The sequence below is a fragment of the Xenorhabdus sp. SGI 60 genome (genome assembly GCF_056632175.1).
Map to the genome: position 1 here is coordinate 3662219 of NZ_CP196860.1, position 26183 is coordinate 3688401.

At 37.3% G+C, this 26183-nt stretch carries 32 protein-coding genes and 4 pseudogenes; 18 read left to right on the plus strand and 18 right to left on the minus strand.

The genetic code is table 11. From position 1 onward, the window contains the following. Positions 1 to 516 precede the first annotated feature (516 nt). Complete coding sequence (locus ACSJJG_RS17280; protein WP_189760580.1) at positions 517 to 1275, plus strand: glycoside hydrolase family 19 protein; 759 nt, start codon at positions 517 to 519, stop codon at positions 1273 to 1275. 1 nt (position 1276) lies between these two features. Then, on the plus strand, positions 1277 to 1699 hold the full coding sequence (locus ACSJJG_RS17285) for a hypothetical protein (RefSeq protein ID WP_189760579.1): 423 nt from the start codon (positions 1277 to 1279) through the stop codon (positions 1697 to 1699). Positions 1700 to 1723: 24 nt separating this feature from the next. Here ACSJJG_RS17285 and ACSJJG_RS17290 read toward each other — a convergent pair whose 3' ends face one another. After that, positions 1724 to 2758 (minus strand): IS630 family transposase, encoded by a 1035-nt coding sequence (locus ACSJJG_RS17290; protein WP_282885582.1) that lies wholly within the window; start codon positions 2756 to 2758, stop codon positions 1724 to 1726. Positions 2759 to 2966: 208 nt separating this feature from the next. On the opposite strand from ACSJJG_RS17290, the pseudogene ACSJJG_RS17295 reads away from it, so the two are divergent. The 3 genes and pseudogenes from ACSJJG_RS17295 to ACSJJG_RS17305 all read left to right on the plus strand — a co-directional run. Then, a pseudogene (locus ACSJJG_RS17295) lies at positions 2967 to 3236 on the plus strand (type VI secretion system tip protein VgrG); the annotation flags it as partial. 2 nt (positions 3237 to 3238) lie between these two features. Beyond that, positions 3239 to 3688, plus strand: a complete 450-nt coding sequence (locus ACSJJG_RS17300; protein WP_481090034.1) for a DUF4123 domain-containing protein — start codon at positions 3239 to 3241, stop codon at positions 3686 to 3688. Between the two features lies 1 nt (position 3689). Further along, positions 3690 to 4118: a hypothetical protein gene (locus ACSJJG_RS17305; protein ID WP_481090035.1), complete on the plus strand. Its 429-nt coding sequence runs from the start codon at positions 3690 to 3692 to the stop codon at positions 4116 to 4118. Positions 4119 to 4189: 71 nt separating this feature from the next. Here the strand turns inward: ACSJJG_RS17305 and ACSJJG_RS17310 are convergent. Together ACSJJG_RS17310 and ACSJJG_RS17315 are read right to left on the minus strand one after the other, a co-directional pair. Next, positions 4190 to 4660, minus strand: a pseudogene (locus ACSJJG_RS17310) (transposase); the annotation flags it as partial. Next, positions 4567 to 4830 (minus strand): hypothetical protein, encoded by a 264-nt coding sequence (locus ACSJJG_RS17315; RefSeq protein ID WP_399478465.1) that lies wholly within the window; start codon positions 4828 to 4830, stop codon positions 4567 to 4569. The gene ACSJJG_RS17315 and the pseudogene ACSJJG_RS17310, both read right to left, overlap by 94 nt. Positions 4831 to 4942: 112 nt before the next feature. On the opposite strand from ACSJJG_RS17315, the gene ACSJJG_RS17320 reads away from it, so the two are divergent. The 7 genes and pseudogenes from ACSJJG_RS17320 to ACSJJG_RS17350 all read left to right on the plus strand — a co-directional run bounded on the left by ACSJJG_RS17320 (position 4943) and on the right by ACSJJG_RS17350 (position 10203). Next, the gene (locus ACSJJG_RS17320) at positions 4943 to 5215 is read left to right on the plus strand and encodes a hypothetical protein (RefSeq protein ID WP_189760923.1); all 273 of its coding nucleotides are present in this window, start codon (positions 4943 to 4945) and stop codon (positions 5213 to 5215) included. Then, positions 5196 to 5978 (plus strand): hypothetical protein, encoded by a 783-nt coding sequence (locus ACSJJG_RS17325; protein WP_189760924.1) that lies wholly within the window; start codon positions 5196 to 5198, stop codon positions 5976 to 5978. The genes ACSJJG_RS17320 and ACSJJG_RS17325 overlap by 20 nt, the downstream gene beginning before the upstream one ends. A gap of 169 nt (positions 5979 to 6147) precedes the next feature. Then, on the plus strand, positions 6148 to 6924 hold the full coding sequence (locus tag ACSJJG_RS17330) for a hypothetical protein (RefSeq protein WP_189760925.1): 777 nt from the start codon (positions 6148 to 6150) through the stop codon (positions 6922 to 6924). A gap of 169 nt (positions 6925 to 7093) precedes the next feature. Further along, the gene (locus ACSJJG_RS17335; protein ID WP_189760926.1) at positions 7094 to 7876 is read left to right on the plus strand and encodes a hypothetical protein; all 783 of its coding nucleotides are present in this window, start codon (positions 7094 to 7096) and stop codon (positions 7874 to 7876) included. Between the two features lie 169 nt (positions 7877 to 8045). After that, a complete protein-coding gene (locus ACSJJG_RS17340; protein ID WP_189760927.1) occupies positions 8046 to 8816 on the plus strand; it encodes a hypothetical protein in 771 nt (256 codons plus the stop codon). A gap of 527 nt (positions 8817 to 9343) precedes the next feature. Then, positions 9344 to 9604 (plus strand): annotated as a pseudogene (locus ACSJJG_RS17345) (helix-turn-helix domain-containing protein); the annotation flags it as partial. Positions 9605 to 9777: 173 nt separating this feature from the next. Then, a complete protein-coding gene (locus tag ACSJJG_RS17350) occupies positions 9778 to 10203 on the plus strand; it encodes a hypothetical protein (protein ID WP_189760928.1) in 426 nt (141 codons plus the stop codon). Between the two features lie 239 nt (positions 10204 to 10442). Here ACSJJG_RS17350 and ACSJJG_RS17355 read toward each other — a convergent pair whose 3' ends face one another. From ACSJJG_RS17355 to ACSJJG_RS17405, 11 genes are all read right to left on the minus strand, one after another. Continuing rightward, positions 10443 to 10574 carry a prepilin-type N-terminal cleavage/methylation domain-containing protein gene (locus ACSJJG_RS17355; RefSeq protein WP_481090036.1) on the minus strand — a complete coding sequence of 44 codons (132 nt, stop codon included), beginning with the start codon at positions 10572 to 10574 and terminating at the stop codon, positions 10443 to 10445. Next, entirely contained in the window at positions 10522 to 10794 is a 273-nt protein-coding gene (locus ACSJJG_RS17360; RefSeq protein ID WP_481090470.1) for a type IV pilus modification PilV family protein, read from the minus strand. The genes ACSJJG_RS17355 and ACSJJG_RS17360 overlap by 53 nt, the downstream gene beginning before the upstream one ends. A gap of 20 nt (positions 10795 to 10814) precedes the next feature. Further along, complete coding sequence (locus tag ACSJJG_RS17365; RefSeq protein WP_481090037.1) at positions 10815 to 11273, minus strand: YgdB family protein; 459 nt, start codon at positions 11271 to 11273, stop codon at positions 10815 to 10817. Positions 11274 to 11296: 23 nt separating this feature from the next. Further along, complete coding sequence (locus ACSJJG_RS17370; protein ID WP_481090038.1) at positions 11297 to 11908, minus strand: prepilin peptidase-dependent protein; 612 nt, start codon at positions 11906 to 11908, stop codon at positions 11297 to 11299. Continuing rightward, complete coding sequence (locus ACSJJG_RS17375) at positions 11905 to 12411, minus strand: prepilin peptidase-dependent protein (RefSeq protein ID WP_481090039.1); 507 nt, start codon at positions 12409 to 12411, stop codon at positions 11905 to 11907. The genes ACSJJG_RS17370 and ACSJJG_RS17375 overlap by 4 nt, the downstream gene beginning before the upstream one ends. 757 nt (positions 12412 to 13168) lie before the next feature. Further along, a complete protein-coding gene (thyA, locus tag ACSJJG_RS17380; RefSeq protein WP_481090040.1) occupies positions 13169 to 13963 on the minus strand; it encodes a thymidylate synthase in 795 nt (264 codons plus the stop codon). Then, entirely contained in the window at positions 13960 to 14850 is an 891-nt protein-coding gene (gene lgt, locus ACSJJG_RS17385; RefSeq protein ID WP_481090041.1) for a prolipoprotein diacylglyceryl transferase, read from the minus strand. The genes thyA and lgt overlap by 4 nt, the downstream gene beginning before the upstream one ends. Before the next feature lie 526 nt (positions 14851 to 15376). Beyond that, complete coding sequence (locus tag ACSJJG_RS17390; protein ID WP_282885579.1) at positions 15377 to 15772, minus strand: DUF1240 domain-containing protein; 396 nt, start codon at positions 15770 to 15772, stop codon at positions 15377 to 15379. Further along, entirely contained in the window at positions 15769 to 16107 is a 339-nt protein-coding gene (locus ACSJJG_RS17395; protein ID WP_282885578.1) for a hypothetical protein, read from the minus strand. The genes ACSJJG_RS17390 and ACSJJG_RS17395 overlap by 4 nt, the downstream gene beginning before the upstream one ends. Positions 16108 to 16611: 504 nt before the next feature. After that, the gene (locus ACSJJG_RS17400) at positions 16612 to 17007 is read right to left on the minus strand and encodes a DUF1240 domain-containing protein (protein ID WP_189761455.1); all 396 of its coding nucleotides are present in this window, start codon (positions 17005 to 17007) and stop codon (positions 16612 to 16614) included. Positions 17008 to 17250: 243 nt separating this feature from the next. Further along, positions 17251 to 17948 (minus strand): IS1 family transposase gene (locus ACSJJG_RS17405; protein ID WP_223281913.1). Its coding sequence is split into 2 segments (ribosomal slippage): positions 17251 to 17699 and positions 17699 to 17948, totalling 699 coding nucleotides; the frame shifts between segments, so codons are not numbered across the junction. Between the two features lie 66 nt (positions 17949 to 18014). On the opposite strand from ACSJJG_RS17405, the gene ACSJJG_RS17410 reads away from it, so the two are divergent. Together ACSJJG_RS17410 and ACSJJG_RS17415 are read left to right on the plus strand one after the other, a co-directional pair. Next, the gene (locus ACSJJG_RS17410; protein ID WP_399478120.1) at positions 18015 to 18104 is read left to right on the plus strand and encodes a hypothetical protein; all 90 of its coding nucleotides are present in this window, start codon (positions 18015 to 18017) and stop codon (positions 18102 to 18104) included. Between the two features lie 17 nt (positions 18105 to 18121). Beyond that, entirely contained in the window at positions 18122 to 19024 is a 903-nt protein-coding gene (locus ACSJJG_RS17415) for a hypothetical protein (RefSeq protein ID WP_481090042.1), read from the plus strand. 237 nt (positions 19025 to 19261) lie between these two features. On the opposite strand, the pseudogene ACSJJG_RS17420 reads toward ACSJJG_RS17415, so the two are convergent. The 4 genes and pseudogenes from ACSJJG_RS17420 to ACSJJG_RS17435 form a co-directional block, all read right to left on the minus strand. Then, positions 19262 to 19435, minus strand: a pseudogene (locus ACSJJG_RS17420) (hypothetical protein); the annotation flags it as partial. A gap of 194 nt (positions 19436 to 19629) precedes the next feature. After that, on the minus strand, positions 19630 to 20343 hold the full coding sequence (aphA, locus tag ACSJJG_RS17425) for an acid phosphatase AphA (RefSeq protein ID WP_189759758.1): 714 nt from the start codon (positions 20341 to 20343) through the stop codon (positions 19630 to 19632). Positions 20344 to 20492: 149 nt separating this feature from the next. Beyond that, complete coding sequence (locus ACSJJG_RS17430; protein WP_189759759.1) at positions 20493 to 21029, minus strand: type 2 periplasmic-binding domain-containing protein; 537 nt, start codon at positions 21027 to 21029, stop codon at positions 20493 to 20495. Positions 21030 to 21069: 40 nt separating this feature from the next. Continuing rightward, the gene (locus ACSJJG_RS17435) at positions 21070 to 21345 is read right to left on the minus strand and encodes a LysR family transcriptional regulator (protein WP_282885577.1); all 276 of its coding nucleotides are present in this window, start codon (positions 21343 to 21345) and stop codon (positions 21070 to 21072) included. Positions 21346 to 21846: 501 nt separating this feature from the next. Between ACSJJG_RS17435 and ACSJJG_RS17440 the strand changes: the two genes are divergently transcribed. The 4 genes from ACSJJG_RS17440 to ACSJJG_RS17455 all read left to right on the plus strand — a co-directional run bounded on the left by ACSJJG_RS17440 (position 21847) and on the right by ACSJJG_RS17455 (position 26176). After that, a complete protein-coding gene (locus tag ACSJJG_RS17440; RefSeq protein ID WP_223281708.1) occupies positions 21847 to 23010 on the plus strand; it encodes a serine/threonine protein kinase in 1164 nt (387 codons plus the stop codon). A gap of 90 nt (positions 23011 to 23100) precedes the next feature. Beyond that, positions 23101 to 24195, plus strand: coding sequence for a tRNA pseudouridine(13) synthase TruD (gene truD, locus ACSJJG_RS17445; protein ID WP_189759762.1), 1095 nt, complete (start codon positions 23101 to 23103; stop codon positions 24193 to 24195). Between the two features lie 11 nt (positions 24196 to 24206). Next, complete coding sequence (locus ACSJJG_RS17450) at positions 24207 to 25550, plus strand: B12-binding domain-containing radical SAM protein (protein ID WP_189759763.1); 1344 nt, start codon at positions 24207 to 24209, stop codon at positions 25548 to 25550. After that, on the plus strand, positions 25547 to 26176 hold the full coding sequence (locus ACSJJG_RS17455; protein ID WP_189759764.1) for a 2OG-Fe(II) oxygenase: 630 nt from the start codon (positions 25547 to 25549) through the stop codon (positions 26174 to 26176). The genes ACSJJG_RS17450 and ACSJJG_RS17455 overlap by 4 nt, the downstream gene beginning before the upstream one ends. Positions 26177 to 26183 lie beyond the last annotated feature (7 nt).

Below are 26183 nucleotides of genomic sequence, written 5' to 3' on the forward strand. Positions count from 1 at the left end.
ACAGCCTTTTAAAGAGGGTTAGTGTATCCACTCACCTGAATTTGCCTGCGTATTCCGTTCATTGCCTCATATTTCACCAAAAAACGATAAAATAGGATTTAATTCATTAATTAATTTGATGAGTTTATGCGTAAAATAACCGTATTTTGCTGACTGAAAATCCGTTTATTGCACAGCGATTCCCTTACGGATTGAAAGTATTAAATAGCGCATTGCATGACGATTTATAGGAAACCACGGTGCAATGGCAAAACAACCAGATCAGCCAGTAGGAAGACTGGAGCAACAAACATAACACTGGCTATGGCAAAACTCGAAACCGAACAGCAAATTGAAAACATCTCTGGGGAACAAGAAAAGAACAGGAACAAAATTTATGAGTAATGAAAATTCAGTGTATTGTCACGATTGTCAGAAGATACTGAAGAACTGGATTGAATTTCAATTAGTGGATGAACAGGGAAAACCGTTGGCTGGGATAACTGTGCCTGTAATCGGGATATTACGTTGGAGGAATTGAAAAAAATAGCACCTAAAGCACCATCAAAAATATTAGAAGATAACTTAGGGGCATTTAATCAAGGGCTTAGGCGATTTGGTATTACAACATGTCGGGAAAAAGCCCACTTTTTTGCTCAGATTTATCATGAAACCGGTGGAATGCGGCTTATGAAAGAAAATGGAGGTGAAACAATGTGGTATAACCCATGGTATGGACGGGAATTTATACAATTATCACGGATAGAGAATTATCAAGCTTATGAGAAATTTATTAAAGAAGATGTAACATCTTCTCCTCAGGCTAGGGATAAACTATTGTCTCCACCACATAGTGTCTTGTCTGTATTTTGGTTCTATAGATTATGTATTAACTCAGGAAAAAATGATGATTTTAACAAGGTGACAGCAATTATTAATGGAGGATTCACAGGTTATGATGATAGGTTAAAACATTTAAAAAGAATTATTGATATATTAAGGGCAGAACATCTTAATCAGTTATTAGGTGATGGGAAATTCGAGTTTACTCATAGCTCTATTTACGATAACAGGGTTAATTCTCTCGCATGGGGACTTTGGCATGATCCTACCACAAAGAAAAAAGGAACAGTAAAAGATAAAAATGAGGCTTTGAAAGGCTATGAGAGAACACAACAACTAATAATGGAGAAACCTTACAAGACTAGTCAGAAAGATAATAAAATATACGGCATTAAATATTCTGATGTTCTTACTTATGTAAATAAAAAAATAATTCTTTTAAAAGGTAATTAAGATGATTAAAAATATTGTTTTTCTGTCATTACTTTCATTTTCAGTAAATTCTTTCGCGTTTGATATATATTCTGAAATAATATGCCTGAGTTCACATGGTGAAAAACCAATCAATATAAAATATGTCAATGTATATTCCCAAAAATATAATGCCAGACTTGGGTATATTAAATATGAGAAATCAGCTACCGCTATACCTATTGTTCTCGTTGATGAATACTATGAAACATTTGAAGATGAACCCTATGTTACTACAACAGTATGGAATGAAATAATTCAAGGAAAATTTAATGGCACTTATACAGTTGTTATTCATGGGCCACTATTTAGCTTTAATTATATGAATAAAAATGGGAAACAAATCGAGTTTGAAGAAAGAATGGACTCTTATGCTGAAGGAATGAAAAAATGTGCTTGGGAATAAATAGTTCTATATAACTTTTCATAATCATGAGAGTTTCATATTTCCTATTCCTTTCCATGTGGTTGCTGAAGCGGCATTCAAAAAAATCTTAACTTTTTTGATTAGCTGCCACATATATTGGCAATAATGATTTCGTGTCACCGTTTCATGCAATGATTGCCATAACCGTTCTATTTTATTCAACCATGGAGAGTAAATAGGAAGAAATAACAGTGTTACTGTCGGATTTAGCTCCAACCAGGCTTTGACTTGTTTGCTGGTATGAATGCTGTAATTATCTAAAATGACGGTTAGCGTTTTTGCATGACGGTAATGGTGCTTTAATTTCTCTAACATTTTGATAAATAATTGAGAGTTCTTTCTATTATAACCCGTATAGACAATTTCTCTGGTTTGAATATTAAAACAACCAGCAAAGTAGTATTTTTGATTTTTTCCCGGTGTAATGAGCCTTTTTTGCTGCCCTTTGAAATACCAGTCTGAACCTATTTTGGGATTGAAATTAATATCCACTTCATCCTCATAAAAGACGGGATTTTCTTCTGATGCCTGTGATAATGCCTGATTAATACGTGCCATTTTCTCCTCATAGTTAGGGTCTGGTTTATGTACGGTAGGGGCTACCCGTCGCCAAACGATTTTATTTTTATGGAGAAATCGATAAAGTGTACTGATTGAAAATTTCATGTTTATTATTTTGTTGATCTGAATAATAAAAAGCTCCAGACTCCAGCGAGAACGGACATAATCGAGCTGTTGTGGCGAAATTTCCAGTAAATGAAGAATAAAAGGTAAAAGTGGGGCCAGATCCCATTGGCGATGGCGGCCCGCTGGCTGACTTTTCAATCCTATCCAACCATATGTTCTAAAACGCTTAATCCAACGCCATACAGAAGATTGAGCGATACAAAATTCTTTAGCTACGACAGAAACTGATTCACCTCGGTAAAGTGCAAGCACGGCCATAACCCGGATAGCATAGGCTTTATCTTGCGTTTTTTGGGCAATTTTTTTCATCAAACGGCGTTCAATACGGAAAGTTGGTGGTAAGATAAGCATGACTCAGTCCTCTCTTTTGCTTTTTTGTTTGTGGAAAATCAAAATTCGCAAAAATTGGACTGAGTTTCTTCGACACTCCTACCATTTTGAAAAGTTATTTAGGTTAAGACACCAATTTATTGATGATGAATAAATTGGCGTTATACCAATCTAACTTCAAGATGCGTGTTGTAAATTGCAGCTTGAAGTTTAATACGTATATAATCGAATCCACCTGAAAAGCGGCGGCAAAGTGGTACTGGAAGCGGCAGCCGAAATTACGCTGAAAGTGGGCGGCAGTTTTCTTAAAGTCACACCAGCGGGCATTTTGTCTTCAATGATTAATGTCGGGCAGGGTTCAGCAGGCAGCGGACACGGGCTGGCACTACAATTACCGGAAGGTGTGGAGCCATTGCCGATGGTAGAGTTTCCGGCTAAACCGCCTTGCGCCATTCTTGCGCAGCAAGAAGAAAACTGGATTATCACTGGAGCAGAATAAGCATGATGGAACCAACTGATTGGAAAACCTGGCTATCACATCAGGACAGAGGGGATTGTTATTTTTTGGTCAACAGCCTGGCGGAACCGAACCCTGTCCAGACTTTTTACCTCAACGGCTGGGCAGAGCAGGCATTTCCGCTCTACAGCGGCACCCCGATGAATGCCATGCTGGAACAAAGCCCGTGGCTGATCCAACCCAAAGCCAAGAGCCTGCCAGAACTGGCTCTGCTGCTCGATAAACACGAACTCAGCGATGCCAGTTGGGGCTGGGGTTATCGCAGCACACTGCCGTGGTCATTTCAGCTAGAGCATTGGCGGTTACATCAACAGGTGTTGCTGCGTGGTCAGATTGTGGTACTGCGGCTGATGGATGTCCCAGCCTACATAAACAGAAGAATCGCTGCCCTGAGAGAGGAAGAAAGAAGGGAAGAAGGAAGGGGAAGAAATTAAAATGTGTAAAAAAATCATTTTGTTGCTGTTGGTTATACTATCTTCTAATGCTTTTGCTTCTGAATTATCTATTTCAGTTGCTTGTTATACTAATGGTGATGATAAACCGATAAATATAAAATATGTCACTCTGTATTCAAAAAAAGATAATGCTGAAATTGGTTATGTTAAGTATGAAAAGTCTGATACAGCTATACCGATTGTTTTCGTTAAGGACGATATAATATTAAGTGAGATTAGGCCATCTATCGATACAACAATATGGAATGAAATGATTAAAGGGGAAGTCAATGGAACCTATATGGTTCTTTCACAAGGAACATACTACTCTGGTTTAATATATAAAAATAAAAAAGGTAAGCGGGTTGACTTTGTAGAAATTGAAGATGCTTATGATGAAAAAATAGGTGATTGTGTCTGGAAAAAATAGGATCTTGTTTCCGAAGAATTTGAGACATACCGACCCTGTTCCCGATTTTGTGTAATCACCATTTTTCATTTTTAAATGTGACCGTCTAAACGGTCACCGAATTCAATAATAAACCGGCTCATTGCACGAAGCCAATCCTAGATCGGCATTGTCCACTTTTTCGATGCCGCTTGGATCGCCAGCCAGACGACTTTTTTCACTGAATTATCTGATGAGAATATTTTTCGCCGTTTGATGGCATGGCGGATCACACTGTTCAGTGATTCGATAGCATTTGTCGTGTAGATAACCTTCCTGATTTCAGGCGGATAAACAAAAAAAGTGGATAAATGAAGCCAACTTTCCCGCCAACTCTTACTGATTTGGGGATAACGTTCATCCCATTGTTGGGAAAACGTCTCCAGTGCTTGCTGAGCGAACTCTTCTGTCTGTGCCTGATAAATCTGTTTCAGGTCTTTAACCACGGCTTTCGCGTCTTTCCAGGACACATAGCGCAGATTATTGCGGATACATAGCTGAACTTTAGCATGAGGATATTCGAGCCAGATTTGAGCTGGTGCTTTTCATGACCCAAATGCGTGGTCAACTCTGCTTTCAATGCTGCTTCAACGGTCAATTTTTTGAGGAAACGAGAAAGCTGGCTTAAATCTTCAGGGATCTTTAGATTTTTAGCCAGCTCAGTGACCAGCACCTGTAATTGTTTTTCGTCCATTTTGTCACCTGTTTGAGTTGATTAATTAAAAATAATCGAAACAGGCAATTACACAAATTTATGGACAGGGTCTGATTTAGATACGATTATAACGACAGCAACAGACCACTTTATGGGCAGTAAATATCAAGCCATCATAAATAATCAATTGCTCAGTTTCTTAGAGCCAACGAAAACGCCTAAGCTAATAGCTTCAAAAGAAAAATTTGATAAATTAATACATCATCAAGATGCCGCTCCACTGAGTGCAAAACGTAACACTACTTTTATGGCACTCGAAAATAAACTGCACGATGTTTTTGAACAAGATGTTAACCAAGATGAATTATTGAAATGCGCTCTTGAGCGATATAAGGAAAACACCCATGAAATCTCTATGCAATAAAAGCGTATTATCCTCCCTACTTGCTGTGTTTTTCATACAAGGGTGCACCCAAAGCGAATCATTATCTCCACCGATTAATGGAGAGAATATTCATTTTATGGCAACTCTTCCTGATGAGTTGGATGCCTTACCCCTTTCAGCCATGTATCGTTCTGAAATTTGCCGCAAAGAACGCCGAACCGCGAATATGAAGTCGTATTCTGTTCCGGGTTTTCATCGTGCCACCTACCCTCTATCAATCGGTCAGTCAAATCAAGTTGAGGTCAGTGTCCCTAAGGAGGGGGGAGGGAAGTGTGGTTGGAAACTGAGTAATATTACTTTTGAAGTCAAGCTGAAAGATACGTCAACAATTGCATCTCTTATTAAAAATAATTTTGGATTTAGAACGACATTTGTTATTGATGGTAATGCACCCCAAGAATTCGATGGTGGGTATATAAAAAAAACAGGTAATTTAAATGAAGAGATTACTCTATTTCCTTTACTAAGAGAAAGGTTCTTAGGGGGGGGAAGTAAATCATTTTATTTGGTAGGAAAATATGATGTTATGACATATAAAATGGATAATGGTAGAAAAATTCATCTTAATGTCTTATATGAAAAAAACTTTTTAACTCATTGGCAGGGAAGAAAAAATCAGGGTGCAGATACATCAATGACTTACCCTGACGGAACAATAATATACAATGGTGATGTAACACCAGACTTTGATAAATTAATGCGTATTCTTGAATCAAGAAACAGCAAACAAACTAAGATGTAGTCATTCAGACTTAATCTGGCAGTCACCCACTTTGATTTAGTGCCTGTCAGATTAAATTCGGAATGCCTAAGCTAATAGCTTCAATAGGGTCATTTGATGAAATAATGCATCCTAACGATGTCTATCTGAATTATTGAATACGCTCTTGAGCGATATAAGGAAGGTGCCAATGAAATCTCTATGCAATAAAAGCGTATTATCCTCCCTACTTGCTGTGTTTTTCATACAAGGGTGCGCGCAAAGTGAATCATTTTCTCCACCGATTAATGGAGAGAATATTCATTTTATGGCAACGATTCCTGATGAGTTAGATGCTTTACCCATTTCAGCCATGTATCGTTCTGAAATTTGCCGCAAAGAACGCCGAACCGCGAATATGAAGTCGTATTCTGTTCCGGGTTTTCATCGTGCCACCTACCCGCTCTCAATCGGTCAGTCAAATCAAGTTGAGGTCAGTGTCCCTAAGGAGGGAGGAGGGAAATGTGATTGGAAACTGAGTAATATTACTTTTGAAGTCAAGCTGAAAGATACGTCAACAATTGCGCCTTTTATTAACAAAAATTTTGGATTTAAAACAACATTTGTTATTGATGGTAATGCACCACAAGAATTTGATGGAGGTTATTTAAAAATAAATGGGGATGTACATGAAAAAATAATTTTATTTCCCCTTATAACAAAAAGCTTTTTAAATGGCAATGAGAATACATTTTATCTTATAGGGAAAGGAAGTCCGTTAACGTATAAAATAGGAACGGCTAAAAACATTAATCTAAATTACATATATATAAAACAAATGCTTTCAGTTTGGACTGGTAGAAAGAACAATGACATGCCATTTATGACATATCCTAATGGTGATATTGTTTCTGGCGAGGTTAGACCTGAATATAAAAAGTTAATGGGCATTCTTGAATCCAGAGACAGCAAACAGACTAAGATGTAGTCATTCAGACTTAATCTGGCAGTCGCCCACTTTGATTTAGTGCCTGTCAGATTAAATTCGGAACGCCTAAGCTAATAGCTTCAATAGGGTCATTTGATGAAATAATGAATCTTAACGATGTCTATCTGAATTATTGAATACGCTCTCGAGCGATATAAGGAAAACACCCATGAAATCTCTATGCAATAAAGGCGTATTATCCTCCCTACTTGCTGTGTTTTTCATACAAGGATGCGCGCAAAGCGAATCATTTTCTCCCTCAGTTAATGGAGAGAATATTCATTTTATGGCAACGATTCCTGATGAGTTGGATGCCTTACCCCTTTCAGCCATGTATCGTTCTGAAATTTGCCGCAAAGAACGCCGAACCGCGAATATGAAGTCGTATTCTGTTCCGGGTTTTCATCGTGCCACCTACCCTCTATCAATCGGTCAGCCAAATCAAGTTGAGGTCAGTGTCCCTAAGGAGGGAGGAGGGAAGTGTGATTGGAAACTGAGTAATATCACTTTCGAAGTCAAGCTGAAAGATACGTCAACAATTGCGCCTCTTATTGACGATAATTTTGGATTTAAAACGACATTTGTTATTGATAGTAATGCACCCCAAGAGTTCGATGGTGGATATATAAAAAAAACAGGTAATTTAAATGAAGAAATTATTTTATTTCCTTTACTAAGAGAAAGGTTTTTTGGGGATCATAGTAAATCATTTTATTTGGTAGGAAAATATGATGTTATGACATATAAAATGAATAATGGTAGAAAAATTCATCTTAATGTCTTATATGAAAAAAACTTTTTGACTTATTGGCAGGGAGGGAAAAATAAGGATAGAGAAACATCAATGACTTACCCTGACGGAACAATAATATACAATGGTGATGTAACACCAGACTTTGATAAATTAATGCGTATTCTTGAATCCAGAAACAGCAAACAAACTAAGATGTAGTCATTCAGACTTAATCTGGCAGTCGCCCACTTTGATTTAGTGCCTGTCAGATTAAATTCGGAACGCCTAAGCTAATAGCTTCAATAGGGTCATTTGATGAAATAATACATCATAACGATGTCTATCTGAATTATTGAATACGTTCTTGAGCGATACAAGGAAAACACCAATGAAATCTCTATGCAATAAAAGCGTATTATCCTCCCTACTTGCTGTGTTTTTCATACAAGGGTGCGCGCAAAGTGAATCATTTTCTCCACCGATTAATGGAGAGAATGTTCATTTTATGGCAACTCTTCCTGATGAGTTGGATGCCTTACCCCTTTCAGCCATGTATCGTTCTGAAATCTGCCGCAAAGAACGCCGAACCGCGAATATGAAGTCGTATTCTGTTCCGGGCTTTCATCGTGCCACCTACCCGCTCTCAATCGGTCAGCCAAATCAAGTTAAGGTCAGTGTCCCTAAGGAAGGAGGAGGGAAGTGTGATTGGAAACTGAGTAATATTACTTTTGAAGTCAAGCTGAAAGATACGTCAAAAATTGATCCTCTTATTAACAAAAACTTTGGATTTAAAACGACATTTGTTATTGATGGTAATGCACCACAAGAATTTGATGGCGGTTATTTAAAAATAAACGGGGATGTACATGAAAAAATAATTTTATTTCCCCTTATAACAAAACTCTTTTTAAATGGCAAGGAGTTTTCATTTGACCTTATAGGGAAACACGATCCGTTAACGTATAAAACAGGAACAGCTAAAAACATTAACCTAAATTACATATATATAAAACAAATGCTTTCAGTTTGGACTGATAGAAAGAATAATGACAGGCCATTTATGACATATCCTAATGGCGATATTGTTTATGGCGAGGTTAGACCTGAATATAAAAAGTTAATGGGTATTCTTGAATCCAGAGACAGCAAATATCACTGACGCGCTGCGCTTGTCTTCTCCATGTTACCGGGCTAATACATTAACTCGGTAACATGGAGAGCCGAAAAAAATACCTGCCAGAAAAATATTTCCTCACTGCAAAAACAGATGAGGAATTGAGATTTTTAAATGGTAAGTGCCCCAAATTATGCCCCGCACTGCATATTGATTGCAACAGACTAAACTAAATAGGTTTTCATAATACTGAGAGTATCAGATGTTGGGGTTCCTTACCCCGCGCGGCGCGCAGGGTAAGGAATACTCCTATTATTTTGAAACGCTATTTAGATGTAAAAATAATAGTTCACACTGATTTTATTGTATTTTATAAAAATTATTTTACTTAGCTAGACTTCACTGGAAGTTGAAATGGCTCCAGTATCAGAACTAAATAAGCTTTCAAAATAGTAGATCACTTGGAGGGAACTCAGTCCAATTTTTGCGATCTGATTAATCGCCAAATCAAAAAAATCCCAAAATGGACTGAGTCATGCGAATCATAGCACCAATCCCCCAAAGTGAACGACGCCAGAATCCTTCATTGTTCACGTTCTTCCGTTCATCGTTGGATAAATGGGTTAACATTATATGGGCTGGAAGGATTAAAAAGCTTGCCGAGAGGCAGACCTGCTCGATGGAATTTAGCCCCGATTTTTAGCTTGCTGTCGTTCTTGTTATCACACTCCCCGCAGAATTTTAACTGTTTGCGTTCACGCTGGAGTATTGAACTTATCACTCAGATAATCAATGAATTATTAGGATTGTCACTGGCGAAAAGTACGCTTTATATGGAATATACTATTCTGATGTTCTTTCCTATATATACGCATTAAACTTCAAGTTGCAGTTTACAACACGATATGAAACCTGATTTCTCCCCCGCTTCGCGGGGAGAAATTATACGCATCTTGAAGTTAGATTGGTATAAACAAGAGAATTATTAATCTAAAAGGAAATGGAAGTGATTAAAAAAAACACTCTTTTTTTGTTGGTACTATTATCTTTTAAGGCGTTGGCTTTTGAAGAGTCTACTGAGATTATGTGTTTTACTTCATATGGTGAAAAACCAATAAATATAAAATATGTCACTTTGTATTCAGAAAAAGATAAAGCCTATCTTGGCTATGTTAAGTATGAAAAATCTGATACAGCCATACCTATTAATTTTGTTAAAGATAATGAAATACCAATAGAAACAAGGCCATCTATTTATACTATAGTATGGAATGAAATAATTAAAGGAGAAATTAATGGAACATATACAGTTATTTCACAGGGAGCAAGATTCTCAGGTTTCACATATAAAAATAAAGAAGGTAAAGAAATTGAGTTTAATGAAAATTGGCATGCTTATGATGAAAAAACAGGTGATTGCATCTGGAAATAGGAGCTTGTATCCGAATTTGTGTGATCCTGTTTCTCATTTTTGACCTATTCAGATTGACACTGACGCGCTGCGCTTGCCTTCTCCGATTGATCGTTCTAATACATTAACCCGATCAATCGGAAAGCTAAAAAACACCTGCCAGAAAAAACCTTTTTGATTACCCTTCTATTAAAGAATTAGGAATAAAACTGTTCACCTTTAAGTATTTTTATTTAATTAATATCCTTTAGTAGACTATATTAGACGTCGGTTTTATGTCTCCCACTTGCACAAAACCAGCGTTCTAATTTACTTGGCTTATTGTAATGTACTGTCAGCTTAATCGTTACCTGATAGCACCCCCAAGAACGAAATTCTCGCTGAATTTCCATTTTCCATCCCCGCTGTATAGCTGTCTCTTCTCTCTTTCTGCAAATCAATCTGGCCTGCCAAACGTTCATACTGTTCCAACTGATTATGGACATATCGTACTGCCTTAAGCTGCCCCCAATATTGTTGAAAATTAGCTGACAGTGCTTGGTGGTAACGCATTAAACCCAATAAAGAGATCGCAAATACGGCAGACGCAATCATGACCTCAGGTAAACTCATCCCCTCTTGTCTTCTGGTTTTCATAAACAAAATTCAGCCTGAGCAACCGGGCAAAAATCCAGCCAACCGCTTTCAATAGGAATCAGTTCAATAGGAATAAGTGTATCTTGATTTAAAGGTTTCATCTGTTTCATCCATTGATAAAGTTCAAGCTTTTCCCCTGATGCAAATTGAGCAATACCTTTTAATAAAAAAAGATTGTCTGAATAGTGCTTTAGGCAACTTTTCAAATTAAATTCAGTATGTTGCAGGCAAATCCAAGCCCCTATTTCTTGCTGATTGATCTGCCACGACTGCGCCTTGCCCCATATCAATGATGATTCAGCCCGCCAAAAAGCCTGCAAATAATTTTGTTCATCCATCATCATAAGCATCGCACTTTCCTGTTGGTAATGGAGCGCTTTCAACATCATCAAACTCAGCGCCAATAGCATCATTATCGATATCAGCAGAATATTCCCCTGTTGTTTATCTGCCATCTATTTTTCTTTCCTTGATATATTTATCCCCTGATATTACGCAGCCGAATTGTAGCTTGATGGCGGTACACAATTGATGGGGATTTCAACCAATGGGCATCAATGGACAAAGTGACAAAAATCACCCCATCTTTTGCTTGTGATTTCTCAAGATGAAAGGTATCAATGACAATCTCTTTTGGATCAAATAGCCTTTCCCAACCACTTTCCTGACAATCGCCTGCCCCTCTTCCCCACTCAAGTGCTCGGTTATTTAAACGATAACCAAAAAACTCAGATTCAATGTGTCCCGGTTTTTCCCATTGATTATTTAAATTAAGATCAAAAGCAACAATAAAACAGGAGTTGGCCATTTCTGTATTTTTATTGTTAATTACCAATGGATCACCCTTGCACTGTTCTCTATCCCGACAATAACCTGCCCGCCGAATATCTTTCTCTATCAAATAAGCCGTTCTGTTCACCAAATAATGCAATCTATATTTACGATAGAGATCGAGAATTTGGACTGATAAAACCGGATACGTTTTTGTCATAGCAACAAAAATCACGCTACTGATTAGCAGAGCTACCATTATTTCCAGCAATGAGAATCCTGCCTGTTTTTGTTTAAAATAAAAGTTAGTCAGAATCATGGGGTTTTTATTCCCTCACAATTAGGAAACGAGTTAATTGTATTACTGCATGTCCTGATTCGCCCACGTCCAGAAACGATGATACTCATTTCACCTGCCGAGTTTGCCAGCATAAAACTGGCTGGCATTGCCGTATTTCTGATCCCGTAAAAATCAATGCGATCAGTCGTAGAAAATGACAAAAATACATCTTCATGAGGAGAATCAACGCGTTCTCCATCACCTTCATCACAAGCAACAATTTTGGTGACAGACGATATTAAACACCAGGGCTGTCCTGTCACTAACCATAAGGTACGATCCTGATTTAAATAATTTGCTAAAGCCTGCTGTCTTTCCATAAAAGACAACACATTATGTACCGCTGATTGCAAACGCAGGCGGCTTTGATATTTCTCCCAATGATACAATCCCCAGGACAAGCTAATCGAAATGATAAGCATCGCTATCATTAATTCTAATAAGCTAAACCCATCATTATTGTTAATGTATCTATATTTCATTGTTTTCTGGCTTCGATATCCTGCTCAATTTTGTCAAAGGGAATATCTACTATTAGAAATTCAATGAACAGTACCACTATTTAATTATGCGAAGAGTTTTGAAAATTAAGTCGCTATTTTATTTTTTTTACATTTTAACTGCGTGATAGTTCACAAAATTAATCAATACTTTCACCACACAAGTAAAAATCCGCCTTCATAGAAGGCGGATTTTTTATTAGCCCCCTTTTTAAAAGCAAAGACATAAAGTGAGACATACTATTTGGTGCACCCATTTTATGGTTGGCTTCAATAATAACGGACAATTTAACTTTTTTACCAACCAAAAAATAAAAATCCAAGCCATTTAAGGACCTTAAAAAATGGTGGGGAAAAAGGTTTTTCTTCTATTTATATTTTGTGGGGTTTATATGGTTAAAAATAAATTTTTCTACGAGGAGGACCGCCTAAGAAGTGATAATATATAATATAGAGGTTTTTAAGGGGAGGAAAACAAAAAAACTTTTTTTTTGGGCCGACTATAGTTTTTTGGGTGGAAAAGAGGTAACTATTATTAGTAAGAACGATCCATCAATAATTTTGGAGGATTGCATGGATATTAGTTCCGACCAAAATTAGCCCCCCATAAAAAAAAAGAATAAATAAAAAAAAAGGTAAGAATGTGTAGGATGTAATGATCTAGCAAAGTGTGTTAAAGGAATAATTAATTCAGGCAAATAAGCTTTCCATCCCCAGATTTGAGGATGGAAAAAGAGCATTAAATGGCAACAGGTGCTTTAATACCGGGATGCGGATCGTAATCCACAATTTCAAAGTCTTCGAATCGATAATCAAACAATGAGTCGGGCTTACGCTTAATCACTAACTTAGGTAACGCACGCGGCTCACGACTTAATTGCAGTTTGGTCTGTTCCAAATGGTTGCTGTAAAGGTGAGTATCGCCGCCAGTCCAGACAAAATCACCCACTTCAAGATCACATTGTTGAGCCATCATATGCACCAATAAAGCATAGCTGGCGATGTTGAATGGCAACCCTAAAAACACATCACAAGAACGCTGGTAAAGCTGGCAGGAAAGTTTACCGTCGGCCACGTAGAACTGGAAAAAAGCATGGCACGGCGCCAAGGCCATTTTATCCAACTCCCCTACGTTCCATGCAGAAACAATGATCCGACGTGAATCAGGATCACTTTTCAATTGCCCAATAACTTGAGTTAATTGATCGATTTGACGACCATCCGCAGTACCCCAGGCACGCCATTGTTTACCATAAACAGGCCCCAAATCGCCATTTTCGTCAGCCCATTCATCCCAGATAGATACGCCATTGTCGTGCAAGTATTTGATATTGGTGTCGCCATTCAAGAACCAAAGCAATTCATGGATAATGGAACGAATATGACAACGCTTGGTTGTTACCAGTGGGAAACCTTTTTGCAAATTGAAACGCATCTGATGACCAAAGATAGAACGTGTTCCCGTTCCCGTACGGTCATCTTTTGCTGTGCCCTCTTCCAGCACTTTTTTCATTAAATCCAGATACTGTTTCATTTTGCCTCTTGTACTTTGTTATTGCGAGTTTTGTTACCAGAGCATTTATATGCCCATATCATCATGATTATTCCCAATAAAATCATTGGGACAGAAAGGATTTGCCCCATACTTATCCCGTCAAACAACCCGAGCTGCGCGTCAGGCTGGCGGAAAAATTCGACTATTATGCGGAATGCGCCGTAACCAATCAGGAATAAACCTGAAACGCTCCCCATCGGACGCGGTTTACGGATAAATAAATTGAGGATGATAAATAATACGATACCTTCAAGCACCATCTCATATAACTGTGATGGATGGCGGGGCAGGACACCATATTTTTCCAGAATAGGCCATAACGAAGAATGGGTTGTGGCCAGTGCAATATCTTCACTGCGGGAACCCGGGAATAACATTGCCCACGGCGTATCAAGCGTAACACGCCCCCACAATTCTCCATTAATAAAGTTACCGATACGCCCCATTCCCAAACCAAAGGGAACTAATGGCGCTACGAAATCCGCGACCTGTAAGAAGTGACGCTTAGTACGGCGCGAAAACCACCACATGGCGCAGATAACCCCTACCAGCCCGCCGTGGAAAGACATTCCTCCATCCCAAACTTTAAACAGATAAAGAGGATTATCAAGGAACATTGGGAGATTATAGAACAAAACATAACCGAGGCGTCCACCGACGAAAACCCCGACAAACCCTGCATACAGCAAGTTCTCAACTTCGGTTTTGTTCCAGCCACTGTTTGGTTTTGCCGCTCGACGATTTGCCAGCCACATGGCAAAAACAAAACCAACCAGATACATAAAACCGTACCAGTGGAGGGATAACGGCCCGATTGAAAATATGACTGGGTCAATATTAGGAAATGCCAGATAGCTAGTACTCATCGTTCCCCACTAAAAATAATGTTGTGTGAATGAATGATCTTATGCGAGTAAATTATATGACTTGAATGGCTTAAGACAAATAATCGCAGATAATAACACAGGCAAGTGACGTGCTCCCACCACTAAACCGCAAGTGACTGTCGTGGCACTTCTTATGAACCTTGGTAGAGACTACAAACTCGGTTAAGGGTCATGCTCCCAATGATTAGATGTTGTGGTAATCCGAAGAGATGCACGATAAAGTGATAGGAACGTTTATTGAGCGTGAATTCTATCTCAGGTAATAAATCTAACTATTGGGAGCATGACCTGGTTTTTATATGCTTTATACCAATCTAACTTCAAGATGCGTGTGATATCTCCCCGCGAAGCGGGGAGATATCAGGTTTCATATTGTGTTGCAAATTACAACTTGAAGTTGCATGGGTATAAACACTATTTAGCATTATGAAAAACAATAAAAAAGCCCCTGACATTCAGAGGCTAAACTTGCGAAAACACGAGGACAGAATATTTACAAACTTTTTCATTTACACAGTGATAAATCTTTTACATAGGTGGTTGGTGACATCCACGATAATTTATCGCATGTCAGATAACCATCACTTTTTAACTTATAATCAACATAAAAAGAGATAGGAAAACCAATTATAAATGATGCAATCATCAACCTACTAAGATATTTAACAACTATCTTGTTAAATTTAGGTAGTCTATCAAAGATAAAGAAAAAAACAGAGCCTGATAACGAATATAATAATAGAGGTGAAGACATAACAACCATGACAACAGTGGCAGAAAATCTTATTTCATCTTTCATTAATATTAATGAAATAGCATCGTCAATAATGAAAGCAACTATAAATGTCATTAACAATAATAATATCAGCACACCTAATGCTTTAAGGTATTTACTATTCACCTAAACCTTCCTAATTCATTAAAAAAGCTCTTAAATTCTCTAACAACATCATGGAATCCACGTGAATCATAGATATTTCCTGCGTCCATACCTCTTGCAAATGCTTCTCCATGATTTGGACTTTGTGGACGGCGGGGACTGATATCCTCAATAATGCTTTGAGCTTCTGATAATGTGAGAACAAAGTGATACTGGGTATTATCCCTCAATACTTTTTCTAGACCAATAGCATCAAAAAATTCATGTTGAGGCTTTAGCTGATTAATTCCCACATTCCCCCTTAAAACATCCCCCATATAGCCATCCCAAGTGGGATTATATTTCTTATGTATCATTCCTCAATTCTCCATAATATTCGTCATGAATAATTTCATTAATTACTATTAAGACATGTAACAATCAAGTGATTTGTGTCACGATTTCCATATAGCATCAATTAAACAGGATATAACAGTAAGCCTTATCTATTCCAGCATGAATAAAAGATCACCAGAAAAATTGTAATTAACCTCTCTTCTTAAATAAAACTCCAAATCCGAAGAGATGCACGATAAAGTGATAGGAACGTTTATTGAGCGTGAATTCTATCTCAGGTAATAAATCTAACTATTGGGAGCATGACCTGGTTTTTATATGCTTTATACCAATCTAACTTCAAGATGCGTGTGATATCTCCCCGCGAAGCGGGGAGATATCAGGTTTCATATTGTGTTGCAAATTACAACTTGAAGTTGCATGGGTATAAACACTATTTAGCATTATGAAAAACAATAAAAAAGCCCCTGACATTCAGAGGCTAAACTTGCGAAAACATGAGGACAGAATATTTACAAACTTTTTCATTTACACAGTGATAAATCTTTTACATAGGTAGTTGGTGACATCCACGATATTTTATCACATGTCAGATAACCATCATTTTTTAACTTATAGCTAACATAAAAAGAGACAGGTAAGCTGATGATGAATGATAAAATTGCCAACCAAACCATAAAGTTCACAATCACTTTATTAAATTTAGGTTGCCTATTAAAAATAAAGAAAAAAATAGAGCATAATAACGCGTAAAATAATAGAGGTGAAGTCATGATACCAATAACAACAGTGGCAGAAAATGTTATTTCATCTTTCATTAATATTAATGAAACAGCATCGCCAATAACGAAAATAACCGTAAATATTACTAACAATAATAATATTATCACACCTAATGCTTTGAAGTATTTACTATTCACCTAAACCTTCCTAATTCATTAAAAAAGCTCTTAAATTCTCGAACAACATCATGGAATCCACGTGAATCATAGATATTTCCTGCGTCCATACCTCTTGCAAATGCTTCTCCATGATTTGGACTTTGTGGACGGCGGGGACTGATATCCTCAATAATGCTTTGAGCTTCTGATAATGTGAGAACAAAGTGATACTGGGTATTATCCCTCAATATTTTTTCTAGACCAATAGGTCATGATTCCAATTTATTGATAGTGACGAATGTTCAAATAATACCCAATGACTCTGTCATGCATTTCTATGGATTTTGAAAAAGATAAGGTCTTGCGAGTCAGTCTTGCCAAATGCTGACGAAGATTCAGGTTATGCCTCTCTATGCGTTGTGTATAACGCTTGCTGACCACATGCAGTTTACCGGCCAGTATTTTTTCATAACTTCTCCAACCATCTGTCATATAGACCACTATGTTAAAAGGCGCCAGCAAAGCCATCAGACGCCCCAAGGTCCTCTTTGTTCTCGGGCCAAAAACATGGGCGATCACTTTTCGTCTTATCCTGTCGTAGGCATAAAAGAGCCAGCGGGGCTGATTCTTTGACTTCACGTACGACCACTGCTCATCCATTTCACAGCAGACAATCACTTCAGTGCCAGGAGCAATGGTTTCGGTTACCGATTTGGGTTTGAGCTTTTTAAATGGCGAAGAACGGTATTCAGGCCAATTCCCATCACTCGTGCTGTCGCCCGACATCCCATGCCATTCATGGCCATATCGACGATTTGTTTATGTGTACCGGGACGACAAGCGGCATAAGTGAATTCGAGTTGCCAGGAGTGACGGCAGGATTGGCAAAGATAACGTTGCTGACCAGAACGTGAGCGCCCATTACGGTGGATCCCTTTAACTGCACAACAAGAGGGACAGGTCACATCAATCTTTGCCATCTGAATGTTCTCCAAATAGGCATACTATACATGATTCAATAAATTGATGTCACGACCCAACGTGAAATAGTAGAAAACAAAACCCAAGTAACTAATTCAGATAAGAATAAAGCACAGCGCAAAGAACTTGTCGATAGTCTGCTTATCCGAAAATAAAAAAGTGAGCTGCGACAATGGTAAAATTTAATTATTGGTTAGCAATGCTTTCATTTTTTGTTTTTGCCACATTTTCAGAAAGTTCCCTTGCTAATATAAAAAGATCCGTAACACTAAAACTGAATTTTGATGAATATTCTGTTCCTTATACAACATTTGTAATTGATGGTCAGCCAGTCTATGCAATGGTTGATACAGGCTCTTCTATGGGCTTTCACCTTTATAAATCTCAGATAAATAAAATAAAAGAACTTAAAAAAGAAAGTGCTTATCACAGTATAGATTTAACTGGAAAAGTTCAGAAAAATATAAAGTATCTGGCACGCTATCTGGACGTAAATAATATGATCTTTAAAGATGTGATCGTAACTCCATTTAAGCAATGGGGGCTGTTGGTTTATAACAAAGGAAAGTTACCAAATACACCTGTTGTCGGTCTCGGCGCTTTTAAAGATAAACAGATAACACTGGATTATATATCTAATACATTAACTATAGCGGATAGTCTTACAGGTAAAAAGAAGAAGGCTCCAAAAGGTTTTACAGAATTTCCTTTCCAAATATCCTATGAAGGAATGACATTTTATGTCGAGCAATCTGGTCATAAATACCGCGTGATTCTGGATACGGGTGCGACGGTATCTATAATATGGCGTGAGAGACTTAAAGCCTACACACCTATAAACTGTCTCTCGGTTAATCCGCAAATGGATAACAAAGGATGTGAAGCTACAATGCTCACAATGAAATCGACAACTGGAAAACCGGAGCAGTTTAGCGCAGTCATTGTTGAGGGACATTTTCAACATATGGGAAAAATTGACGGCATTATAGGAAACAGCTTCCTTAAAAACCGAAAAATAATTATAGATTTTAAGAATAAGAAGGTTTTTGTTTCTGATGAGTACAGAAAAGAATGAAAATTTAATCTATCGTGACGAAGCCCTGCAATACAAAAGAGAAGGATGGCTTGGTGCATCTTTCTAATCAAACCTTTCATATATAACCTAAAAAAAACCTTTACAAATTTGAAAGAAAGTCTGGAGCAAACACGTAAGACAAGGTGATTTTGAAGAAAAATTAAAAAGATTACGAAAAAAAACCACTGCAAATTAAATTACAGTGGCTTTACATGAATAAATTTCAACTAAGAAAAATTACAGTGCAGCGATAGTCACTTTCTGCGCCAGTAACTTTTCTTTTGCGGCATTGTTAGTCGCCAGACGTTCACGCTCTTTCGCAACAACGGCTTCTGGTGCACGGCTGACAAAACCTTCGTTAGCCAGTTTGCCTTCAATGCTGCTGATCTCTTTATCCAGACGAGCCAGTTCTGTATTGTCATCTCTAAATAGCGTTTCAAAATGATAGGAGTATTCCTTACCCCGCGCTCCGCGCGGGGTAAGGAACGCCAACATCTGATACTCTCAGTATTATGAAAACCTATTTAGATACCAGTTACAGAATTGGTTCCGTGTGAATTTGTAAAGAATGTTCGCGGCGATGTCGAATATAAAATGCCATCAAGTTAATAATCAGATTTAATAATTACCTCTTCTCCAAATTTTCCAGCTTTGGGCAAGGGTTGATAAGATGAATTTGATGCCCTCAAGATACGAATGCCGCGAATATTTGATTCATGAGCTGCTATAATATCTTCATCAGCATCTCCATAATATATTTCCAATTTGTATTTTTTTATCCAACTTGCTTTGTCATTCTTATTTTTATCATCACCTGCAAAAATGACGGAATGCATTTTACTATCAGAAATATGCATCATCTTTTGTATCTGTTTAGTAATGGATTCTATTTTCGTTTCTGTACGACCAGTGATGAAATAAATATCATCACCTCGTTTTTTATGCATCTTAATTAGTTCAATGCCTATTTTTTTAGGCATACTGAATTTATTCCATTCATTGTTCATTTTTTCCCAAAACTGTTGATTTTTTAGATAACTTTCATCATTGGGTGAATACTCTATCTTTCCTCGATAAAAACCTGGGCTAGAAAATATTACCGTATCATCAATATCAAATCCAACAGCTATTGGGGGTTTTCCTTCCAGGCTTTTTTCTATTTGCCTAACTGAAACCCAATGTACAGTATGGCATAGGGGCAAATCAGTTGAATTTACTCCAGATTCAACTTGATCAAGAGTAAAGACTTTTGCTTGCAATACATCATTGAAACCCAAAATGAGTATAATTGAGGTGAGTGCCGCTGTTAATTTATTCATGATTGTTCCTTATTTATATATCCCATTATGGTATATACGCATTAAACTTCAGGTTGCAATTTATAACACGATATGAAATCTGATTTCTCCCCGCTTCGCGCGGAGAAATCACACGCATCTTGAAGTTAGATTGGTATATACTCAATAAATTAGATCATTAAATTACAAAACTCTAACTCTCTTCTCTTTAAATAATAAAGATAGCTAGATGATTTAGACTGGAAAATATTATTAGGGATAAGTTTTACATCAGTATTTTTTAGACATCTAAAGTTCAATTTTGAACTATTTATTATAGAATATCCAACATCAGAGCAAATGAAATCTATAATGTTGTTAATTTCTGGAATAATTAATATTTGAGTGTTGATCTTATGTTTTTTCCTATATTCCAATAAGTCGAAAAATAATGGAATGTTTTTTGATTCAGAATGGATAATCATCTTTTCGTTACGAATTATATTACTCAATGAGTTATTTTTATCGAAAATTTTCTTTGAAGAAATAAAAAAATTAGTTTCATGGTCATACTTTTTAAAAGAAATTCTCTCTAGTCCATCTTCTATTGGTGGATGAGTTGAGACAAAAACATCTAATTCTCCTGAAAGGAGTTTACTACAATGTTCCCCAAATTGATATCTTTCACTTATAAAATCAATTTTTCCGTTCTCAATTATTTGGTTCATCAATCTTTCAAATAATTTATTGTAACCATCTGTTCCTACTTTAAGTTCTTTTTTTTTTACTTTGTAAAAAACGTGATCTTATGCTCTCTACATTATCACGTATAGGTAATAAATATTTGTATAAGTTTTCTCCTTGTGCCGTTAAAGTTGCTCCTTTATTAGAACGATTGAATAGTTTAACCTCCAATATTTCTTCTATGTCAGAAATACTTTTGCAAAGCGCTGGGGGGCTTATATGAATTCTTTTAGAGGCATTTTTGAAAGATCCACATTCTACAACACTAAAAAAATGATTTATTTTTTTTGATAAAATCATAACAACTCCATTTATATGTGACAACATAAAATTAACAATCTTGAGGCTATATTGATTATATTGGAATGTCAAGATTACCTTTTGGTTTAAAATTATATTATAAATTGGTTTTTTAGTTTAATTAACTATTTTTATCGTTTGAAGTGGATTATTATACTATATATAAATAAAGTTTAATTATTAAATATCGGCAAATTAAAAATAAAGAACAAGTAATTTAATTTTTAATAACTCAATAATAAAATCAAGAACTCAATGAGTAGTTAATGATTCAATTTTAGGAAATAACACCTCTACATAGTTCTTAAAACTCATCGTTAACTTTTAATTAACAAGAAATAATTTTTTTGAATTGACTTTAGGCTCAATAAGCATCAATTTAAATAACAATAACATTTAATTTTACGAAGTAATTATCTTATTGGAAAGTAAATTTTAATTCTTTATTTAATTCATGACAATGTTACTCTTCATTATATGAATGCGAGAAAGGAAAATATTGTGACTAATTCTGTTAACGCCAATAATAGCTCAAAATCAGACAATTTTCCTATTCATGTTGAATGTCATACAGAATGGGGAAAATTACGGCATGTCATTGTCGGTCGTGCAGATAATGCTTGTATTCCTCCACCAGAACCTGCATTTATGGCCCGCATCCCAGAAAATTCAGATATGCGAGGTCGTTATGGCCCAAGAAGCCAAGAATCCGTTGATGCTGCCAATGAACAATTGGATGGTTTATCTTCGATACTGATTTCACGTGGCATTCGTGTTGATCGGCCAACCCCATTAGATTTTAACTCTCCTGTACAAACCCCGGATTTTATCCAAGGCACCATGTTCGGTTGCCAGCCACCGAGAGACGTCCTCATCACTATTGGCAGGGAAATTCTTGAAGCAACAATGAGTTTCAGATCCCGTTTCTTTGAGTATTTATGTTATCGCCCTTTGATTGCTGCTTATATGCAAGAAGATACAACTATGCGGCATGAATCAGCCCCTCGTCCTCGGCTTTCGGATAGGAGTTACCGGAATGGTTATTTATCTGAAGAGATCAGCATGGAAATCCGAAAAGAGTGGGTAATGAAAAAAGAATTCGTCACGACAGAAGAAGAACCCATTTTTGAAGCTGCGGATATTTTCCGATGTGGGAAAGATCTTTTCGTACAGCATGGCTTTACTACAAACATGAAAGGCATTGATTGGTTACGGCGTCATTTTCCTAATTATCGTATTCATACTGTCAATTTTCCCGGTGATCCTTTCCCAAGCCATATAGATTGTACTCTGCTACCTTTGCGTCCCGGCTTAGTTTTAAATAATCCTGACAGGCCGTTACTGCCTGAATCCAGAGAATTATTTATTCGTAATGACTGGCAGATTATCGAAGCAGCTCCTCCTGCACATCATCACTCTCCCCCGTTATGTTATTCAAGTACATGGCTGTCAATGAATATATTGTCACTTGATGAGAAAACAGTATGTGTAGAAGAAAGTGAAATTTATCAAATAGAACAATTGGATAAGTTAGGATTTGAAGTCATCCCTGTGCCTTTCCGCAATGCGTATCCTTTTGGTGGTGGTTTGCATTGTGCCACGACGGATATTTGGCGAGAAGGAAACTGTGATGATTATTTCGCTATAGAAAGTTCACCGTATTAACATATAACGTGTTGGTACATTGAGCATACAAAAACAATTAGTCTTATTTTGACCATTGAAAATCATGGTCTGAAAATTAGAGATCTTTCAATGAATAATATAGAGCTCAATACAGACTTTTCCAAATATTTACCGAACACCTTTCTCTGCAAGGATGTTCAATATTGCCTTAAAAAAGTACCTGCTGATTTTCTCGTTGAAGAAGTTTCAAACTTCTATCAACCCTCGATAGAAAAACAGATCTGGCATTTCCAATTACGTAAAGAAGGAATGACAACCTCTGAAGCAGTTACAAATATTGCCAATATATTAGACATACCAGAAAGCTATATTGGATATGCGGGATTAAAAGATGAAGACGGAATAACAAGTCAGAGAATATCTATTCAATCTTTATCACGGAATATAGATACCCGTGCCATCAATGCTCATTTGGATATGACTTCGGGAAAATGGTTATCATTGCATGAAGTTGGTTGTTTTGAAGAAAATATCAAGATTGGCCAACTCGTAGGTAACAGCTTTCGAATTGTCATACGTAATTTAGATAAGCCTATTGCACAAGCCTTGGCAAAACAGACATCTCATAACCACGCTTTCATTAACTACTATGATACGCAAAGATTCGGTGTACCTGGTGGCCCGTCTACAACTCATCTTATTGGGCAAGCCTTTCACCACGGCAAATGGGAAAAAGCCTTGTCATTGATATGCCAATCGGCATCACCAGAAGCACAAGCAGCCCAAAAATGGCTAGGTAAAGCCGAACACTTTTTTCATCAGTTAGATCCCAGGCGACTCTCTTTTTATTATGCTTCCTACAGTTCTTATCAATGGAACAATCTCGTCGCCCAAGAGTTCCAACAATATCACCAAGGTCTACAAGTGATGCGATCATCAATACCCTATGTTTTACCCACAGCTTATTCTGATGTCATGACATTTGCCGCTACGACGCCTTGGTATCCCTTTATTCGATTTAATATCGTTGATGGAAAAAAAGTAGAAAAACAAAGTCTTCGCCCAACCATTGTGCATACCTTTATAAAAGTTACTGATCTCAATGAAGATCATGAATTCCCTGATCGTTCCTGTTTAACAATCGAATTTTTTCTTCCATCTGGCTGTTACGCAACGATGGCCGTTTGTCAATTTATTTACTTGGCAAATGCATATTTAACTTAGGAGGTTTGCATATGCGTATACTATTACTTATTCCTCCCTATATTCCCTCTTATTTTAATGCCGGTCATCACTTGCCTTTATTTCAAGTTGCAACCTATATCAGGGAAAGAAACTCATTATGGCAAGTTACTGCGTTAGACGGTGGAGCATTAAATCTCACTTGGCATGATTTAGCTCAGGAATTGGCAAAAGGCTATGACTTTATTGGTTTATTTAATGATTTTGATGCTGTGGATAGTTTCAGCCGCACAGCAATGTATTGTCGAGAGATTTTACCCCAAGTGAAAATATTTACTTTCGGACGATTATCAAAGCAAGTTCCTGGTTGGTTTAAGCAATTTAATTTTGAAGGTATTGTTTTCAGCGGTGATTATGAAAGTGGTGTTGAGTCTTTCCTACTAAATTATGAGTCCGACACAAAGAGTATTCCCGGTCTTATTGTGAAAACCCCCCTTGGTTATTTGCAGGGGGATGTCGGTCAGATGCTGAGTCCAGAAGAGTGGATACTTCCCGATACATTGGAGATCCCTTACGCTGCATATGATCGTATGTATAAGAATGACTTAAACAAATTTTGTGGTATTCCTGATCGACGCGAACTCGTTATTCCTGTCGCACGAGGATGCCCGGTGGGTTGCGAATTTTGTGATGTCCCTCCCATGCAAGGTAAAAGCGAACGACGGCTTTCAGTTGATCGTGTCATCGAATATATCACGGAACAACAGCGCATCCAGCCATTTGATTATGTCTCTTTTTATGCTCCTACCTTTACCTTGAATCGTCGGTGGGTAAAAGAATTGTGTCATAAATTCATCGAATTAAAACTGCCCATTCGATGGAAATGCGTGACGACAATTTATCATTTGAATAAAGAATTGATTGAATTGATGGCACAAGCTGGTTGCATTCGGATCAGTCTGGGAGTAGAAACCATTTCCGTCTCACCAAATCTGCACTTACCCAAAATAAAGCTAAATACTGAGGCTAAGGTTGAAGAATTACTCGCTATTTCCAAGAAAAACGGCATAGAAATCAACGCATTCATTATTCTTGGCTTACCCGGAGATACAATAGAAGCATCAATTAAGACAATCGACTGGTTGATCGCTGAAGGTGCCAGAATTCGTCCCACTGTTTATACCCCTTACAACGAATTACACGAAAATTCCTCAATAACAGAGATGGGTAAATATAATCGCCAACTTTTTCACACATTGCCTCAATTCCTAGAAGAACGACAAAGAGGCTACTCATTGCTATTTGCTAATCAAAAAGATCGTGCCACTGAAGTCATGAAGAAAATTACACCGCAAGCGGGATATGAGCAAAACCTCACATCAGGAGATCACATATGAATATCCGATGGCATTCACCTGATTTCAAAAAGAAAAAAGAGCCGTTTAAATGGTTTTGTTCAGATCATTTTTTATCTCCGAACGTATTCAAACGATTACAAGCAGAATTTCCACATACAGGTTACTGTAAATCTCACCGTGAAGAAGGTGATGGAAAACACTATAGTACTTGGGATCTACTGGCTATTGATAATGGCATTCCCGTGCCGGAAACATGGAATACCCTGAGCGCTGCATGGAAAGCAATGCTGAAAGTTATATTAAGTGATGATTATCGCCATTACTTTTCAACATTGGTGGAACGCGATCTCTCAAAAACTCTCTTACACGTGCGTTTTACTATTTACCATGAAAATTGCTGGCTGGCTCCCCATTGTGACCGTCCCGATAAGATCCTGACTCAAACCCTTTATTTTCCGACGGGTAGCATAGAAGGGGGAGAGTTACTTATTCTCGGTTCATCTGATCCTGATGATATCAAGGAAACCGTTTCACCTTCTCCCAATCGTTCAGTGATCCTCCTGCCTTCTCCCTGCTCCTGGCACAGTGTTCGTAAGGTAGCGTCTGGTTCACAACATGCACGGCGTACCCTACTCCTGCATTACGTATGTCCTGATAGCCTTTAAATAATAA